Source organism: Mangrovibacter phragmitis (assembly GCF_040429585.1).
Taxonomy (GTDB): Bacteria; Pseudomonadota; Gammaproteobacteria; order Enterobacterales; family Enterobacteriaceae; genus Mangrovibacter; species Mangrovibacter phragmitis.
Window position 1 is genome coordinate 1,278,742 of sequence record NZ_CP134782.1, and the last position, 17,600, is coordinate 1,296,341.

Annotated in this window: 11 protein-coding genes; 2 read left to right on the top strand and 9 right to left on the bottom strand. The window is 52.6% G+C overall.

Going from position 1 to position 17,600, the window contains the following annotated elements:
• Positions 1–329 precede the first annotated feature (329 nt).
• Positions 330–1,106, bottom strand: coding sequence for a DeoR/GlpR family DNA-binding transcription regulator (locus MPHASIOC01_RS06115; RefSeq protein ID WP_353614186.1), 777 nt, complete (start codon positions 1,104–1,106; stop codon positions 330–332).
• Positions 1,107–1,688: 582 nt separating this feature from the next.
• Here MPHASIOC01_RS06115 and MPHASIOC01_RS06120 point away from each other — a divergent pair.
• Entirely contained in the window at positions 1,689–3,026 is a 1,338-nt protein-coding gene (locus MPHASIOC01_RS06120) for an aspartate aminotransferase family protein (RefSeq protein ID WP_353614187.1), read from the top strand.
• Between the two features lie 86 nt (positions 3,027–3,112).
• Here MPHASIOC01_RS06120 and MPHASIOC01_RS06125 read toward each other — a convergent pair whose 3' ends face one another.
• Positions 3,113–4,285: a serine hydrolase domain-containing protein gene (locus tag MPHASIOC01_RS06125; protein WP_353614188.1), complete on the bottom strand. Its 1,173-nt coding sequence runs from the start codon at positions 4,283–4,285 to the stop codon at positions 3,113–3,115.
• A 244-nt stretch (positions 4,286–4,529) separates the two neighbouring features.
• On the opposite strand from MPHASIOC01_RS06125, the gene MPHASIOC01_RS06130 reads away from it, so the two are divergent.
• Positions 4,530–4,700, top strand: coding sequence for a hypothetical protein (locus tag MPHASIOC01_RS06130; RefSeq protein ID WP_353614189.1), 171 nt, complete (start codon positions 4,530–4,532; stop codon positions 4,698–4,700).
• Positions 4,701–4,752: 52 nt separating this feature from the next.
• Here MPHASIOC01_RS06130 and MPHASIOC01_RS06135 read toward each other — a convergent pair whose 3' ends face one another.
• From MPHASIOC01_RS06135 to MPHASIOC01_RS06165, 7 genes are all read right to left on the bottom strand, one after another.
• Positions 4,753–5,970, bottom strand: coding sequence for an EAL domain-containing protein (locus MPHASIOC01_RS06135; protein ID WP_353614190.1), 1,218 nt, complete (start codon positions 5,968–5,970; stop codon positions 4,753–4,755).
• A 247-nt stretch (positions 5,971–6,217) separates the two neighbouring features.
• On the bottom strand, positions 6,218–8,866 hold the full coding sequence (locus MPHASIOC01_RS06140) for a molybdopterin-dependent oxidoreductase (RefSeq protein WP_353614191.1): 2,649 nt from the start codon (positions 8,864–8,866) through the stop codon (positions 6,218–6,220).
• Positions 8,863–12,963, bottom strand: coding sequence for a nitrite reductase large subunit NirB (gene nirB, locus MPHASIOC01_RS06145; RefSeq protein WP_353614192.1), 4,101 nt, complete (start codon positions 12,961–12,963; stop codon positions 8,863–8,865). The genes MPHASIOC01_RS06140 and nirB overlap by 4 nt, the downstream gene beginning before the upstream one ends.
• Before the next feature lie 10 nt (positions 12,964–12,973).
• Entirely contained in the window at positions 12,974–13,762 is a 789-nt protein-coding gene (locus MPHASIOC01_RS06150; RefSeq protein WP_110025221.1) for an ABC transporter ATP-binding protein, read from the bottom strand.
• Positions 13,759–14,664 (bottom strand): nitrate ABC transporter permease, encoded by a 906-nt coding sequence (gene ntrB / locus MPHASIOC01_RS06155; RefSeq protein ID WP_064593577.1) that lies wholly within the window; start codon positions 14,662–14,664, stop codon positions 13,759–13,761. The genes MPHASIOC01_RS06150 and ntrB overlap by 4 nt, the downstream gene beginning before the upstream one ends.
• Before the next feature lie 10 nt (positions 14,665–14,674).
• Complete coding sequence (locus tag MPHASIOC01_RS06160; RefSeq protein WP_353614193.1) at positions 14,675–15,925, bottom strand: ABC transporter substrate-binding protein; 1,251 nt, start codon at positions 15,923–15,925, stop codon at positions 14,675–14,677.
• 257 nt (positions 15,926–16,182) lie between these two features.
• Complete coding sequence (locus MPHASIOC01_RS06165; RefSeq protein WP_353614194.1) at positions 16,183–17,439, bottom strand: nitrate- and nitrite sensing domain-containing protein; 1,257 nt, start codon at positions 17,437–17,439, stop codon at positions 16,183–16,185.
• Between the last annotated feature and the right edge of the window lie 161 nt (positions 17,440–17,600).

Consider the following 17,600-nt stretch of genomic DNA (forward strand, 5'->3'; position numbering starts at 1 on the left):
GTAAGTAGTAAGCAGGCTAATTATTTATTATTTTGTGCCGTGAAATATATCTGTATTCAGAAAAATGATCTGCGCCACAAAATAAGAAACTGAGGTGAGACTTTTCGTAAAACTTGCATATTTCATGCTTATAGCCGGGCACCAGGCTATTTGGTAAGGTAAAAAATGACATCACACTAAGGTCGGTATTAATTATTGGTGCAACATTTGCCCGGGAGGAAACGGTTTAATGCGTAGTTCCCGACAAGAGGCTGACTCCCGGATAACAATTTTGCCAGCCGGGGTAATAACAGAGGAAACAGAACAATAGTAAAGCTTTTCAGGCTACATCAGACGGCTATCACCTCTTCACAGCAAGCCTGGAGTGCGGCCCAGTCATCACGCGAAGACGCCGCTTCATCAGAAATAATCATATCGATATCGGCGATACGGGCATAAACCATTCGGCTGGTAACACCTATTTTACTGTGGTCGGCCAGAATGATGCGTTTATTCGCATTGCCTATCATTGCTTCGGCAATTGCAGCTTCGTGGTGGGTGAAACTACTGGCACCTGATTGACTGGAAATGCCAACGGGCGACAGCAATGCCACATCAGCCCGGAAGCGCTGGAGTTCACGAATGGTCATTACACCGCAGGTTGCCTGGGTGACCGGGCCCATCTCCCCGCCCAGTAAAATGACTTCATGGCTGAGTGACCGGGCATATTCAGATTCTGTCAGCCGGGAAGCCACGCTGAGGCTGTTGGTAATAATCGTCATGCCTGGCATGGAAACCAGTTCATCGGCCACAACAGATGTGGTGCTCCCGGCATCAATAAAGATTGTCTGGCCCGCGCGAAGTTGCTGTACCGCAGTACGCGCAATCGCCTGTTTCTCTTTACCGCGAACGGTTGCCCGTACAGACAATGGTGGCTCAGGTTCTGCCCCCAGCGCGACAACGCCGCCGTGTACGCGGCGCAACTCACCTAAGTTTTCCAGCTTAACAATATCGCGCCGCACGGTTTCCCGGGAGACATTCAGGTGCTGAATCAGTTGCTCTGTGGAAATACGATTAAGTGTCGAGAGTAAGGCCCGGATACGGTGTAAGCGAGTTTCTTCTAACATATTATTCCTTAATAATTTCCGGCATGAGGTAGACAACCTTATAGACCGGGAAACCAGGCCAACAAACTGAGCACCTGGTCTGTTCGTGCCATTATGTGCAAATAACAGGGAATAAGGGTAATTTTTCAGTCAAAAATAAACCACATAAAAACATATGGATAGATTCATCTTTAACATCGTGCCTGCGGTAATCTGAGGATAATACTCTCTGACATTGTATTTTCTCAGCCCGGTGTGCACATTTGTGTAGTTTATCGCACCAGCCTGCCTGCCATCATCGTATTTAGCAATATGGGTAATTAAACCATCAGGGTTAATTTCACTGGAATATTAACTGCCTGGGCCCGGAGCGAAACAGCCGGATGGCCTGAAAACATGGTTTGTCGCCTGGCCTATGCTGAATAGTGCATTTTGCATTAGAACGGATTGAAGTAAAAATCTTTAATTATCATTAAGTTATATTCAATAAGGATTTTGTATGGATTCTTTTGCTGTGCCTTTGTGTGCTTTTGTGTATTTTATTGTAAAAGGCACGGTAAGGTTGACGGCCAACAACACAGACATGATAAATGAGAGGCTTTCATGGCAACGCGCTCCACCATTATGGATACCAACAGCTTTCGCGCAGAACATGCGGCAGCGCTGGATGAACAAACACGTACGTTAACCGAGAAACGCGCGCGTTTACTGGGCGATTCTTATCGCCTGTTCTATCGTAACCCAGTGCATCTGGTGCGTGGTGAGCAGCAATATTTGTGGGACGCGCAGGGTAACAAATACCTTGATGTCTATAACAACGTAGCCAGTATTGGCCATTGCCACCCTGCTGTGATTGAAGCGGTACAACAGCAGATGAGCCAGCTCAATACCCACACCCGCTACCTGCATGAACGTATTCTGGATTACACCGAATCATTGTTGAAGTACGTTCCAGGTGAAGTCAGCAAAGCGATGTACATGTGCACCGGTTCAGAAGCCAATGACCTGGCCATTCGTGTTGCCCGTGCCTGGAGCGGCGGTACCGGGATTATTGTTACCCGGGAAGCCTACCATGGTACCAGTGAACTGACTTCTGGTGCCTCACCTGCACTGGGTAGCGGCCAGCCACTGGCGGCTACAACGCGCCTGGTGCCTGCTCCTGACCGCTACCGTGTGGATACTCCGGATATTGGTACCTGGTTTGCCGCGCAAATTCAGGAACAAATTGATGATATGTCCGCACAGGGTATCAAATTTGCCGGTTTGCTGGTTGACTCAATTTTCTCATCAGACGGTGTTTTGCCGGGTCCTGCCGGTTACCTGAAGCCAGCACTGGATGTGGTGCACCGGAACGGCGGGATCTTTATTGCTGACGAAGTGCAGCCAGGCTTTGCCCGCACTGGCGAGAGCTTCTGGGGTTTTGCCCGCCATAATATTGTGCCGGACGTTATCACTATGGGTAAACCTATGGGCAATGGCATCCCGGTTTCGGCAATGCTGGCAAAGCCTGAAGTGCTGGCGGCGTTTAGCGACACTATCCCCTATTTCAACACATTCGGTGGTAACCCGGTGTCTGTTGCCGCAGCTCAGGCCGTATTGAAAGTGATTGAAGATGAAAAACTGCAACAGCACAGCCTTACCGTGGGCACTCAGTTGCAAAAAGAGCTGGCTGCACTGGCGGCTCAGCATGATTGTGTGGGTGATGTTCGTGGTGCCGGTTTGTTCATCGGTTTCGAACTGGTTACGGATAAAGCCAGTAAAAACCCCGACAAACAGCGAGCGCTGGATGTGATTGAACGCTTGCGCGAAGACCATGTTCTGACTTCAGTTGCCGGGCCACATGGTAACGTCCTGAAGTTACGCCCAACGCTGGCTTTCCAGGCTTATGATATTGACTGGCTGATTGGTTCACTGGATAAAGCGCTGCGCGCTGGCCGTTAATTCAGTTTTTCACTGATTTTCCGACAAAAAATCCGCCTCGTACTGGCGGATTTTTTGCTATACAGTTTTCCACCTGCTTTGAGTTGCTATGCTGCGGGAATATAACCTGCATTAAGGGCTGCATAGACGGCATCACGCACTTCGAGGGTCAGTAACCCACACATCCCTTCATAGGCTGTATTGGTCATCAACACCACTGTCAGATCGTTGTGCCGGTCAATAAACCAGTTGTGGCCGTAAACACCCCCCCAGGAGAGTGTCCCGGGGCTTTGTGGTGTTTTCGTTGCCTGTGGGTCGACTAACACAGCTCCACCGTAACCAAATCCCCAACCGGGGCCTGCGCATTCGGCTTCCGGGCCACAATGTGCCTGATATATAGCACTTTGCAGGCTGGCTGGCAGCAGACCCGCACCAGTGCGCAATGCTTCTAAAAAGCTCAGTATATCCGGCGCGCAGCCATACATACCCGCGCCACCGGATGGGTACGCCTGGCTGTCTGCTACCCGTGATGGTGAAAAACGCACGCTGCCCCCAAACCCCTCAGGTAATGGGACCTCTTCATTTTCACCAATAATCACCGCCCCCTGTTCACTGTTGGCATAAGCGACGGCAATGTTATCCAGGCCCGCAGTCACAAAACCTGAGTGGCTCATACCCAGCGGCATAGCCACCAGCTCGGCTACCGCCTGCGGCAGTGATTTCCCGGTGGCTTTCTCGATAACGGCGCCCATAACATCCATACCCAGGGAATAAGCCCAACTTTCTCCTGGCCGAAACAGTAAAGGAACGGAACTGAGGCGGCGCAAGTTTTCAGCCAGATCAAAATCAACATGGTCCAGCCCGTCAGAAATCCCCGCAGAGAGATAAGGCCCGTCGCTGTCCTGGTTAAAGCCATAACCCAGGCCGGAAGTGTGTGTGAGTAACTGATGCAGCGTGATGCTTACAGCCTCGCCTTGCGGGCCAGTGGGAGTAAAGTCGGGCAACCACTGGGTAACCGGAGCATCAAGTTCCAGGATGCCTGCGGCAACCAGGCGTAGCGCAGCCAGTGTGACAATCGGTTTGGTCACTGAGGATAGCCGAAAGCCCGTGGTGGGTAACATGGGGCGCTGTTTTTCCCGGTCGGCAAAACCATGAGCACTGATATGACTTAGTTTCCCCTGGTGAGCAACGGCACACACAGCACCTACTACTCTGCCCTGCTCGATTGCCTGGTCAAAGATGCCTGTCAAGGATGCATTAAGTGCATCTTCTGCTTGCATGAACTTTCTCCTGTATTTGGTGAAACCGCAGGTGTCAGTCAGTTGCCTTCAGCCACCCAGGCTTTTCGGAAACATGATTTATCTGCTTTGATTACTATTAAAACAATTGATTTTAAGCAAGTTCTTTATGCCAGTGGTATTAATTACTTACATTATTCACTTGGTTACGTGTTGTGACACAGTTTATCTGGCACAGCAGTAGCAGCCTGTGCCGGGCCTGCATGCAGGGTTTATTGACACCGGGATGACAAAGAATTTTGATGTGCCAAAAAGCTCGCCACTGGATATTGTCACGGCAACCTATAACGCGCTGGAAGCAGGGCTGAGTGAAATACTGGGCGATGACATTACCCGTCAGGTGCACCAGGGGCTTTCTGCTGGCCAGCCTGTTTACCTTGCCCCTGTGGTGCGTTAATCACGCTCAGTCAATTCTGCCAGTAAATGGCGTGCTTATGCACAGATGGTGGTTAATAGCTCTCATCTGCCCAGTGAGTGGAGCTTGTCATGATTTTTATGATTTGTGGGTCGTTAAGGCCCAGTTCTTTGCCCAAACGGTGCACTTCCAGCCACTGCATGGTTTCATAGTGGCGTGCCAGATCAAGTATTTCGAATAATACCCCTTTGTTATCCACCAGTGCCGCATGAATTCGTGGTGACAAGGTGATCTGTTCAAGTAAAACATTCAGTGGATGATCCAGAATGGCATCAAGTAACGAAAACAGGCCACACAGGAAAGCATCACCTTCGAGGTAAGTCATATGTAATTCTGTGGCAATCAGTTCGCAAAATCGCCCACGAATGACGCTGTTTTTATACAGTTCCACGGGTTTTTCATCATCAAGACTGTACAGACTTACCAGTGAGACAAACCGGCGCAATTCATGGTCGCCAATATATAGCGCGATATCACGCAGCGACATGGTATTCACTTCTACCGGGAAACTGGTCTGGTAGCGAATGTTCTTGATATAACGCATGAACTTATAAGCTATAGACACATCGCGATTGATTAAATTGCCCACCTTTTCATAGTCGATTCGCTGCTGGTTAACTTCGCGCATCAGCTCAATCAACCAGGCAATATTCAGCGCCAGTTTCTTATTGCGTAAAATTTCTGGTCGGTGGTAAAAATAGCCCTGAAAAAGAGAAAACCCCAGTGACTTGAATGTTTGAAATTCTTCTTTGCTTTCAACTTTTTCCGCCAATAATGTCATTTTTTCCAGATGGTGACGGGAGATATATTGTGCGATGGTATCAGCTGAATGCTGTCGTACATCGAATTTCAGAATATCCACATAAGGTATAAAGCGCACCCAGGCTTCTTCCATGGTGAAATCATCCAGCGCGACGGTAAAACCTTTATGGTGTAATTCCTTAATGGCATCAAATAAAGCATCATCAGGTTGTGCGTCTTCCAGTACTTCAATGACCACACTTTCTGGCGGCAGGCTGAAAACCTGGCGGTCAATGATCATCTTGTGGGGAAAATTGATGAATGAGACGCGGTTATCCGTAACACTTTGGAGTGGTGTGCCAAGAAACTGGTCTGAAATTACCTGACTGGTGGCATATTCCGAAGACACATCAGGAAACGAATTACTCAGGCCATTCCGGTACAACAACTCGTAAGCGACGGTGTGCATATCCTGATCAAAAATAGGTTGTCTGGCAATGAAAGAGTACATAACAGCTCCTGAATAGCGTGATATACCAGAACCGCCAATACATTGCGCCCTGCCTGCAGGCGTGTAAGCAAATAAACGTTTTCAACAGATTTATCGACTGATACTGATTCTAGTTTAGATACCTGCTCAATAAGTGTGATGTATTTTGTGAGAAATCAAAATAATACCTGGGGAGTAGATAAGTGGTTTCAAAAGGATAATCATGCTCCTGACCAGGCTTCCCTGCCCGTGAATTATAGCGGGTGAATTATAGTGCGTGCTGTGACAGCAGGCTTTTTAGCTCAGGAATGCAGGAGCCGCAATTGGTGCCACAGCCAAGTTGCTTACCCAGAGAGCTAACAGTATGGCAACCGCTGGCAATAGCCTGGGTAATATCCCTGGCTCGGATACCAAAGCAACTACACAACATTTGGGCTCCCCGGGTATCCCCCAGAGAGCGACCGGCAAGCAGCTGGTCGCTGGTTTGCTTATCCACTTTTTTGCCAAGGCTTGCGCAAACCAGTGTGGAGTCTGGCTCTGGTGCTGACGGGCTGGCATAGAACGCCACATTCAGCGCCCCGTGGTTAAACCCCAGTAAGTGGCAGGAAATATTATTGTCCGTGGCCTGGCGGCATTCGAACCCGGCCAGCCAGGGTTGTTGTTCTAGCCAGTCCGTAATACACCCTTCACCTGCAACCCAGAATTGCCAGCCACCGGGCACCGGAGCACGGGCCCACCATTGCGCACCAGAAATAGTGACACTGTCACTGTCACTGGCACTGGCATATAACACGCCCTCCCAGTCACTGGTCACGGGCTGGGCCCGTACCGGGGTGAATTTACTTTCTGGCTGGCCGGATATTTCACAGCGATGCGCAGTGATTAGCGCCCCTGGCTGGCTTTGCAAGGCAAACTGGCTGCTCCAGTGCATTGGCACAAATACCTGGCCGACAGGTTGCGCATCGGTTATCACAGCCCGGCACAGCATCCAGCCTGTGGCAGACTGTAACCTTACCAGTCTGTTTTCAGTGATTCCCGCCTGGCTGGCGTCTGCCGGGTTGATTTCACAATAAGGCTTATTGCGATGCTGTAACAGACCCTCAACCATCCCGGTACGGGTCATGGTGTGCCACTGGTCGCGGATGCGGCCAGTATTCATGACCAGGGGGTAATATTTACTGGTGGTCCCCCTGGGCGGCTGTGGGTGAACCGGGACCAGGCGGGCTTTACCATCCGGGAATGCAAATACGCCATCCTGAAATAACCGGGGGCACCCTGCCGGGTAGTGTGAATTTACCGGCCACTGAATAGGTTGTAACTGTTCCCATTCAGTGCGGGTTAAACGGCTTAACCCACTGATATCAAACAGGCGCTCTCCCTGGTTTTCAAAACCGGTAAGAGCCGCGTGTTCACTAAAAATCTCATGAGGATGAGACCAGTCAAAAGCTTTCTCATACCCAATACGCCGGGCGATTTGCGCAATTATCCACCAGTCTGGACGGGCTTCACCGGGTGGTTCGGCAAAGCGCCGTTGCCGTGAGATGCGGCGTTCAGAATTGGTGACCGTACCCTCTTTTTCTCCCCAGCCCTGGGCCGGGAAAAGAACATCCGCAAAGGCTGCCGTCGTGGTATGCGCAGTGATGTCAGAAACTATCACACACTCACACATCGCCAGCGCCCGGGCAACCTGATTGGTGTCTGGCAACGATACCGCCGGGTTGGTGCCCATAATCCAGATGGCTTTGATGTCGCCCCGCTCAACCGCCTGAAACAGCTCCACCGCTTTATAACCCGGTTTATGCGCTGTGCGGTTGCTGCCCCAGAACCTGCCCACCCGCTCAATGGCTTCCGGGGTAAAATCCATATGGGCAGCAAGCTGGTTTGCCAACCCACCCACTTCACGCCCGCCCATGGCATTGGGCTGGCCGGTAAGAGAAAAGGGACCACATCCGGGACTGGCTATTTGCCCGGAAACCAGATGGGCATTGATGATGGCATTGCATTTATCTGTGCCTGTGGCGGACTGGTTGATGCCCATACACCACAATGTCATTACCCGGCGTGGTTTACAGTAAAGCTGGTAAAAGGCTTCAACCTGGTTGCGTGAAAGGCCACAGTATTCAGCTACTTTGTCGGCAGTCCAGGGGGCAGCTGCCTGGGCCGTTTCGGTGCGCCCCACAGTTCTGCTGCGCCACAGAGCATCTTCTTTTCCTTCTGTTATCAGCCAGTTTACCAGGCCAGTAAACAACGCACTGTCGCTACCGGGGGTGATAGCCAGGTGCAGGTCTGCTTCAGCGCAAGTTGTGCTGCGTCGGGGGTCGATGGCAATAATTTGCATATCAGGCCTGGCCGCCCGTGCCGCAGCCAGGCGTTGCCACAATACCGGATGCGCCCAGGCAAGGTTACTCCCCACCAGGACTACGACATCTGCCAGTTCAATATCTTCATAGTTGCAGGGCACGGCATCTTCGCCAAAAGCGCGTTTATAGGCCGCTACAGCGGAAGACATACACAACCGTGAATTGGTGTCGATATTGCCGCTGCCGATAAACCCTTTCATAAGCTTGTTGGCAGCATAGTAGTCTTCAGTGAGTAATTGCCCGGAGGCGTAGAACGCAATTGCATCCGGACCGTACTGTTGAATAATGTCAGCAAGCCGTTGGGCAGCATGGTCCAGTGCCTGCTCCCAGGACACGCGTTGGTGTTTGATGTGCGGGGCGAGAAGCCGCCCCTGTAACCCCATCGTTTTATCCAGTGCACTGCCTTTTACACAGATGCGCCCCAGGTTTGCCGGGTGTGAGTTATCGCCCTGCACTTTTATTGCCGGTATCTGCCCGGCAACATTTGCTGATGCCCCGGAAACCCGCAGACCGCAGCCGGTACCGCAATACGGGCAAGTGGTCCGGGTTTCATTCATACAGTAGCCTCGGCAACAGGTTCGCTGTGCGTTGCTGGTTCACTGGCAACCAGAACTTGCCCATTCACGACATGTACCGGCCAGCTGCGCAGGTGCGTTTCCCCTTCCAGTGCACGCCCGTCAGCCAGGCGGAAACGGTGCTTATACAGTGGCGAAATCACAATCAGTTCTCCCGCGTTGTCTCCCAGTAAACCGCGCGACATCACGCAGGCCTGGGTGCCGGGTTCAATGTCGTCCAGTGCCCAAACCTGTTCCCCGATACGGAACAAGGCAATACGGTGGCTGCCCAGGCGAGCGCCAATACCAGCATTATTGGGGATTGCGGAAATGGCGCACACCGTTTGCCAGGGTTCCGCAGGCAAGCGCGACTGGTGTGTGATTAGTGCGGTGGTGGGTTGTATTTGCCCACGGCGGGTATCCCATTGCACAGATTCATCCGGGGTATTGCTGTTGATGGTGGCGGTGAACCGGGCGAGTTGTTCCGGGTTATTCAGTGTGGTTTGCCATTCACACTGCCAGGTATCAACTATGTGCGCCATGTGTGCTTCCAGTTGCGCGTTAATACCAAGTTTGTCGTCAATCACCACCTGGCGGAGATAATCCAGACCACCTTCCAGATTATCAAGCCACACACTGGTGCGGGTTAAACGCCCGGCAGTACGGATATAAAACATCAGTACCCGGTCGATGTAGCGAATTAATGTTTCGCTATCAAGATCAGTGGCAAACAGATCCGCATGGCGTGGTTTCATGCCGCCATTACCGCAGACATACAGGTTCCAGCCTTTGTCTGTGGCAATGACACCAATATCCTTACTTTGCGCTTCTGCACATTCGCGGGTGCAACCAGAAACCGCCATTTTAATTTTGTGAGGTGAACGCAATCCCTTGTAGCGTTGTTCCAGTTTAATCGCCATGCTGGTTGAATCCTGTACCCCATAACGGCACCAGTTTTCGCCGACACAGGATTTCACCGTACGCAGCGACTTACCGTAGGCATGGCCGGTTTCAAAACCAGCATCAATCAGTTCCTGCCAGATAAGAGGTAACTGCGCCAGAGTGGCACCAAACAAATCAATGCGCTGCCCGCCCGTAATTTTGGTATACAAATTATAACGCTGTGCGACTTCCCCAATGGCGATTAAGCCTTGTGGCGTTATCTCGCCTGCCGGGATCCGTGGCACGATGGAATAAGTGCCGTTTTTCTGAATATTGGCAAAATAGCGGTCATTGGTATCCTGCAGTGGCAAGTGCTCTGGTTTCAGCAGGTAGTCATTCCAGGCTGATGCCAGCAGTGAGCCAACCAGTGGTTTGCAAATTTCGCAGCCATGGCCACTACCGTGGCGCTGGATCAACTCATCAAAGCTGCGGATGTTTTCAACCTGAATCAGGTTGAATAATGCCTGGCGCGACCAGGGGAAGTGTTCGCAGATATCGTCACTGACTGCAACCCCGGATTCTTCCAGTGCCTGCTCCATCACCTGTTTAACCAGGGCGGTGCACCCGCCACAACCTGTGCCCGCCTTCGTGAATGATTTCACCGCGCTGAGATCATGGTGGCCTGCGGTGACGGCTGCGCGAATTGCACCTTTGGTTACGTTGTGGCACGAACACAGTACCGCGCTGTCCGGTAGTGCTTTGCTGCCCTGTGTGGCAGGCTTATCGCCAGTCGCAGGCAGAATAAGTTGTGCAGGTGAATCCGGCAAATCAATGTGATTGAGCATCAGTTGCAGTAAATTACTGTAGTCGCTTGCATCTCCAACCAAAACACCACCCAATAGCTGTTTTTTATCAGCACTGACCACAATTTTTTTGTATATGCCATCTGGCCCATTGTGCCACTGGTAGACCAGGCTACCAGGGGTTTGACCATGGGCATCACCCAGCGAGGCAACTTCCACACCGAGCAGTTTCAGGCGTGTGCTCATGTCTGCACCACTGAACAGGGCTTCCTGCTCACCTGACAACTGAGCGGCAGCAATACGCGCCATGTCATAACCGGGGGCAACCAGGCCAAAAGCCATCCCCTCCCAGAGAGCACACTCCCCAATGGCGTACACCGCAGGGTCGCTGGTACGGCACTGGTTATCAATGATAATGCCGCCGCGCGGCCCGGTAGCCAGCCCGGCTATACGCGCCAGGTCATCGCGTGGGCGGATCCCGGCTGAAAAGACCACCAGGTCGGTCTCCAGCGGTTCACCACTGCTGAATTGCAATTGCAAGCCACTGGCGCCAGAGGCGATTTTGGTCGTTTGCATACCAGTATGGACATGGACACCCAAAGCCTGAATTTTGGTGCGAAGCAGCGCGGCACCTTCGTCATCTAACTGGACGGCCATCAGGCGTGGCGCGAACTCCACTACATGGGTTTCCAGCCCCAGTGTTTTCAGCGCGTTGGCGGCTTCCAGACCAAGTAAGCCTCCACCAATTACCACGCCTCGTGAAGCATGACTGGCACAAGCTTTAATCGCATCCAGATCATCCAGCGTACGGTAAACAAAGCAGCGCTGGTCATCATGGCCTTCAATTGGCGGTACAAAAGCCCGCGAGCCGGTTGCCAGCACCAGGTGATCCCAGGCCAACTCCCGGCCCTGAGCGTCCGTCAGGCTGCGCCGGTCAGTATCAAGCGCGGTTACCTGGCTGTGGGTGCGCAACTCAATACCATGTTGAGCAAAAAAATCGGCATCGGTGAGGCTCAGAGTGTTGGCGTTTCCGGTAGTAAAATAGTCGGTTAAATGCACCCGGTCGTAGGCCAGGTGGCGTTCTTCACCATAAACCACAATATGCCATTGCTGGTGCATACCTCGTTCAACCAGTTGCTCAAGAAAATACTGGCCGACCATGCCATGGCCAATAACAACCAACGTTTTTTTGGTGTGCGTGTTGATATACTGCATTACTTCTGTCCTTGCGGTTGGTGCCGCTTCCAGGGAGGGAACACCGGGAAGGAGGGCGTGAAAATGAATAGGTTGGTGCATCAGTACTCTGATGCGCGCTGCTTCGCTGATATCGCCCCACAGGAACGCACCTGTCAGGTGCCCGTTGCAGGTATATAGCCGCTGGTAGTCGCCAGTGGAGGTGTTCTCACTGATTAAGGGCGGAGTATTTTCCTGCTCCTGACGGGAGCCGAGACAAAACAGCTGCAATCCCCGCACTTTCAGGCGGGTACCCTGAGGCTCGGGGTGGTAATCTGCGATGGCCTGGCCTGCCAGGCGATGAGCGAGTACCACAGCCTGCTCCAGGCAAGGTGCCAGCAAGCCGGGTACTTCACCGTTAAACTCGCTACACTCCCCAAGAGCACTGATGGTGTGGTCGCTGGTCTGGAGTTGCCCGTTAACCTGAATTCCGCGACCACAGGCCAGGCCTGCTTCGCGGGCAAGCGTTATGTTTGGCCGGATCCCGGTCGCTATCACCACCCGTTTGGCTGGCAAAAGTTGCCCATCGGTAAGCCTGACGGCATCAGCTGTAATCGCCGTAATACCGTTGTTCATCAGGCAGTGAACCCCCTGCTGTGACAGCGCACTGAGTAGCCGTTCGCCACATTTTGCATCCACCTGGCGCTCAAGGGGCCAGCCATGGCGGTGAACCAGCGAGACTTGCCGCCCCTGCTGAGCCAGTGCTGCTGCGGCTTCAACCCCAACGAACCCGCCACCCAACACGATAACCGGTGTTCCGGGAGGATCATTTTGCAGCGCGAAAAGATCCTGCTGGTGGCGGAACCCGCAGACATGGGGCAACTGAATTCCTGTTACAGGCGGCATTGCAGATTGTGACCCGGTGGCAATAACTAACTGGTCCCAGACAAGCGCGCGTTTATCTGTCACCACCTGGCGGCTTTCCCGGTGAACTGAAAGTACTGTTTCACCTGTGAGCAAGGTGACACCCTGCTCCAGATACCAGGATGACGGGTGCAGCGCGATTTCAGCGAAGCTTTTGTCACCGTTAAGAACTGAAGGCAACTGAACCCGGTTGTAGGTTGCATGCTGTTCATTACCAATCAGCGTAACCTTAAAACGCCCGGTCGCGAGCGCCAGCAGCGTTTCCACCAGTTTCAGCGCCGCCATTCCATTGCCTGCCACCACCAGATGCGGTTTCATTTGTGTGTCCTCAGGCAGCTGCAGGCTGTTTTTCGTACAGGAACTGCAATATCTGCTGGCGCAACTGGTGGTAGCGCGGGTTATCCGCCAGTGCAACCCGGTTGCGTGGCCGGGGAAGATCGATTTCCAGGATCTCGCCCACAGTTGCTGCCGGGCCATTGGTCATCATTAACACCCGGTCTGAAAGCAGTACGGCTTCGTCTACATCATGCGTTATCAGAACCAGTGTGGTGTTCAGGCGTGCCTGAATTTGCATGACGGCGTCCTGCAAGTGTGCGCGGGTCAGTGCGTCCAGTGCGCCAAAAGGTTCATCCATCAGTAAAACCCGTGGGCTCATGGCCAGCGCCCGGGCGATGCCGACACGCTGCTTCATCCCGCCGGATATTTCGTCTGGCCGTTTATCCATGGCGTGGCCCATTTGCACACGCTCAAGGTTATGCTCGGTCCATTCGCGCATTTCAGCTTTGGTTTTGCTGCCTTTGAATACGGTTTCTACAGCCAGCGCAACGTTCTCACGCGCGGTAAGCCAGGGAAGCAGTGAGTGGTTCTGGAAAACCACCGCCCGTTCCGGGCCTGGCCCGGCAATTTCTTTGTTGTCGCACAGCAACCCACCACTGCTTGGCAGTGTCAGACCGGCAATCAAATTCAGTAAGGTGGATTTACCGCACCCGGAATGGCCAATCAGGCTGATGGTTTCACCTTCAGCTATGTCGAAACTAACCCGGTCCAGGGCAAGAAACGGGCCACCGGCAGTCATAAACTGCTGGCTGACATTTTGAACCTGAATGATTTTGTTCATTTATCCTCCCGGCTTTCCCAGGTGAAGCGGCGTGCTATCAGCAGTAATGCCTGTTCAAGTAACAGCCCTACTGCCCCAATGATTAAAATGGCGATCAGAATGTTTTCCACATTGAGGTTGTTCCATTCATTCCAGATCCAGAACCCTATACCCAGGCCGCCGGTAAGCATTTCAGCAGCCACTATCACCAGCCAGGCAATCCCCATGGACAGGCGTACCCCGGTCATTACTGCGGGCAACACGGCAGGAAACAAAATGCGGCGCATAATGGTCCATTCACTGAGTCGCAATACACGGGCGACATTCAGATAGGTTTGTGGAACCCGGCGCACGCCTTCAGCGGTGTTGATGATCATCGGCCAGATAGCACAGATAAAAATGGTCCAGCTGGATGCCGGTTCAGCACGCTGGAACAGCAGCAAACCAATAGGCAGCCAGGCCAGTGGGCTCACCGGGCGCAGCAAGGCAATTACCGGGTTAAACATCCGGCCGAGAAACTGAAAACGCCCCAGCAGAAACCCGGCGGGAATACCCGCCAGCGCGGCAAGGCTGAAACCAACAGCGACACGCTCCAGCGATGCCAGCACGTTCCAGCCGATCCCCTGGTCATTCGGGCCATTGTTGTAAAACGGGTCGGCAAAAAGGGTTTTGGCCGCCTCAAGCGTGGTGACCGGCCCGGGGAAACCCTGGCTGTGTAGTGCTGCCAGTTGCCACACCACGGCCAGTAATCCAAGCCCGGCCAGAACAGGAATAATTCGTTCCAGTAGCTGGCGCAGTGTGTGAGAAATACGGTGTGGACGGCGAACTGGTTTGACAGCCAGGTTCACAACTTCACCCTGTATCTGTTTTTCTGCCCCCGGGCGTTCAGCTTTCAGGGGGGTTATCTGTTGTGCTGTTTTCATGTCCCGGACCTCATTGTTTAATGGCAAAACTGTCTGCATACGCCTCGGGGTTGGTACCATCCCAAACCTTGCCGTCCATCAGCGTGCTTTTGCGCAGTGAACTTGCCGGAACAGAGACGCCGCCCACCGCAGTTGCCGCGGCTTTGTACACATCCACACGGTTAATCTGGCGTGCAATAGCGAGGTAATCTGGCGCGGTTTTAATTAGCCCCCAGCGCTTGAACTGGGTCAGGAACCACATGCCGTCTGAATCCCATGGGTAACTCACTTCGCCATCATGGAAGAAGCGCATGGCGTGGGCATCCTGCCAGGTTTTACCCAGGCCATCTTCGTATTTCCCCAACATGCGCCCTTCAATAATTTCTGGTTTGGTGTTGATCCACGGGCGCTGGGCGATAACCTGCACGGTTTCGCGTTTGTTGGCATCGCTGGCGTCTATCCAGCGCGCGGCATCCAGTACTGCAGCGGTAAGTGCTCTGGCCGTGTTTGGGTGTTTTTCTACCCACTCCTGGCGGGTGCTGAGGATCTTTTCCGGGTGATCGGGCCATACAGACTGGGATGTGGCAGCTGTGAAGCCAATATTGTCGCTGATAGCTCGCTGGTTCCAGGGTTCACCAACACAGCAACCCACCATGTTGCCTATCTTCATGTTCATCACCATTTGTGGTGGTGGAACGACAACGGTGCGCACGTCAGTAAAGGGGTTAACGCCTGCACTTGCCAGCCAGTAATAGAGCCACATGGCGTGGGTGCTGGTTGGGAAGGTGTGGGCGAAGGTCATGGAACCAGCCGGTTTGGCATCAATGGCTTTTTTTAGTGATTCAACATTGGTAACCTCGGCAGCCTTGAGCTGGTTAGATAGTGAAATCCCCTGCCCGTTGTTATTCAGGGTCATCAGGCTTGCCATGTTACGTTGCGGGCCAGCGACGCCCAGTTGCAGGCCATAAATTAAGCCGTAGAGAACGTGGGCGGCATCCAGTTCGCCAGACAGCAGTTTATCCCGTACTGCTGCCCAACTGGCTTCTTTGCTGGGCTGGATACTGATGCCATATTTTTTATCAAATCCTTTGATGGCGGCCATCACCACTGGCGCACAATCTGTCAGGGGAATAAACCCAACTTTCACCGTGGTCAACTCTGGCGCATCGGACCCCGCAGCCCAGGCTTGCTGGCGAATACCGGGCAGGATCAAGCCGGCTCCCAGGGCGGCACTGCCTGCCAGAAACTGGCGGCGGGAAAGCGTAAAATGCGTTTTGCTCATCAAGGCGTCCTGTTCTGAGAATAAAAAAAAGGCGTCCGTACTCCGGCCAAAGCCAAAGTAAGGACGCCTTTATCCAAAGCACTCGTTTCACCGCCATTGGCGAAACAAATGCGTAATTGTCAGAACTTAATTTGCAATTGCTGTGCCATATCTGTTTGCCCTGAAAATACTACCCTGAGCGCAGTCCAGCCCCTTCTTTGGGGATAACTACGCACAGCAACAGAGCAAAATATGCACAATTCTTGTGCAGGTACCTGTCAAGGGGTAGAGGTAAACACGGTACTGACATCCAGCATTGCCTGAGCGATTTCCACCACTTTTTTATTCTGGTTCATCGCTGTTTTACGCAACAGATGCCAGGCCTGTTCTTCCGTTAACCCCTGGTACTGCATTAACAGCGCCTTCGCCTGCTCAATGGTTTTGCGTTCCATGAGTGTTGCACGAAGACCTGCGAGTTCATTATCAAGGGTTTTAAGACGATGAGCCTGGTGCTGGATCAAGTTAAGTAAAGAACGGTTTAATTGCGGGGGAAGGCCGGTATCATCATCGGCTTCATTATGGTGAGCGCTGGCGGCAAAATATGCTGCCAGCGGTTTTTCGGGTGTAACGACAACGCCTGCCAGAGTTTGTGGGTCGTCAAGGTTAGATGACTGGACACGCTGCAGGCTTTGTTGGCACAAATGCATCACTTTATTAATCAGCTTGTCTTCAACAATTTTCATCATGTCCAGGCGCTGGGATGCCAGGGCAAACCAGTTCAGAACGGTATCTTCTTCACCTGGTACTCCAGTGCAGGCCAGGCGGCGCAGGCGTTCAAACTCGCTGGTTTTCGCCTCTTGCTGGCTCCAGACTGAGATAATACTGGCATCGGCGAAACCGGAAAAACTGTTCAGACAGCTTTCCTGTGCAGCGATGAGCTCGACCATTAGCTGGCGCGCGCTGTCTGAAAAACATCGGGACGCAAAGCCTGCAGATGCCAGCGCCCTTTCCTGCCCGGCATATTCCTTGCTCTGCATAAAGGTGAACAATGCGACCAGGGCGCTGGCTACCTGACCATCGGCATCAATATCCGCCACTTCATACACCAGGTTAAGTACCTGCTGAATGATGGCATTGAAGCTTTCCATCGCCCGCTGATGGCTGACACTGCGGTCATGTATTTGGTTGCGTAGTTCTGGGAGACTTTCCAGCGCCATCAGCATTGAGCCAATTCGGTGGTATATCCGAAAAGCACCAGGTTGTAACGCACTCGCGGGAGGCAGTGCCGGTAAATCAGAGAACAGATTGCTCATGGACTGGCTTACTGCCGCAGCCCGGTGAGCCAGTTCTTCACCAAACAACATACCTTCTGAACACAGCCAGATATTTGAACTACCACGCTCACGCTGCAGAACATGGACTAAATGGCTTAATTGCCCAATCAGTTTTCCAGCCCGAAGGACATTATCCAGACGAGAAATTTCGCATTCTCGTGCGGCAAGAAAATAATGGGCAGCATGAGGTGACTGGCTCATGAGTATGTATTCCTGGATGATAAGTCATTTTTAGTGAGCAATACCTATGCCAGAAAGTGGCGAAAAATAACATCGTTTTCTCAGTGGGTAATAAGAATTTGTGCTAAGTGACTTTATGGCATCAGGAAAACAATAATAGCAAAAGCCAGGCGTAAAGCACG

Bases quoted from the DNA above. Each gene is read 5' to 3' on its own strand.
- MPHASIOC01_RS06120 (WP_353614187.1), top strand. From the start codon at position 1,689: ATGGCAACGCGCTCCACCATTATGGATACCAACAGCTTTCGCGCAGAA.
- MPHASIOC01_RS06140 (WP_353614191.1), bottom strand. From the start codon at position 8,866: ATGAATGAAACCCGGACCACTTGCCCGTATTGCGGTACCGGCTGCGGT.
- nirB (WP_353614192.1), bottom strand. From the start codon at position 12,963: ATGAAACCGCATCTGGTGGTGGCAGGCAATGGAATGGCGGCGCTGAAA.
- MPHASIOC01_RS06160 (WP_353614193.1), bottom strand. From the start codon at position 15,925: ATGAGCAAAACGCATTTTACGCTTTCCCGCCGCCAGTTTCTGGCAGGC.
- MPHASIOC01_RS06130 (WP_353614189.1), top strand. From the start codon at position 4,530: ATGACAAAGAATTTTGATGTGCCAAAAAGCTCGCCACTGGATATTGTC.
- MPHASIOC01_RS06115 (WP_353614186.1), bottom strand. From the start codon at position 1,106: ATGTTAGAAGAAACTCGCTTACACCGTATCCGGGCCTTACTCTCGACA.
- MPHASIOC01_RS06150 (WP_110025221.1), bottom strand. From the start codon at position 13,762: ATGAACAAAATCATTCAGGTTCAAAATGTCAGCCAGCAGTTTATGACT.
- MPHASIOC01_RS06125 (WP_353614188.1), bottom strand. From the start codon at position 4,285: ATGCAAGCAGAAGATGCACTTAATGCATCCTTGACAGGCATCTTTGAC.
- ntrB (WP_064593577.1), bottom strand. From the start codon at position 14,664: ATGAAAACAGCACAACAGATAACCCCCCTGAAAGCTGAACGCCCGGGG.
- MPHASIOC01_RS06165 (WP_353614194.1), bottom strand. From the start codon at position 17,439: ATGAGCCAGTCACCTCATGCTGCCCATTATTTTCTTGCCGCACGAGAA.
- MPHASIOC01_RS06135 (WP_353614190.1), bottom strand. From the start codon at position 5,970: ATGTACTCTTTCATTGCCAGACAACCTATTTTTGATCAGGATATGCAC.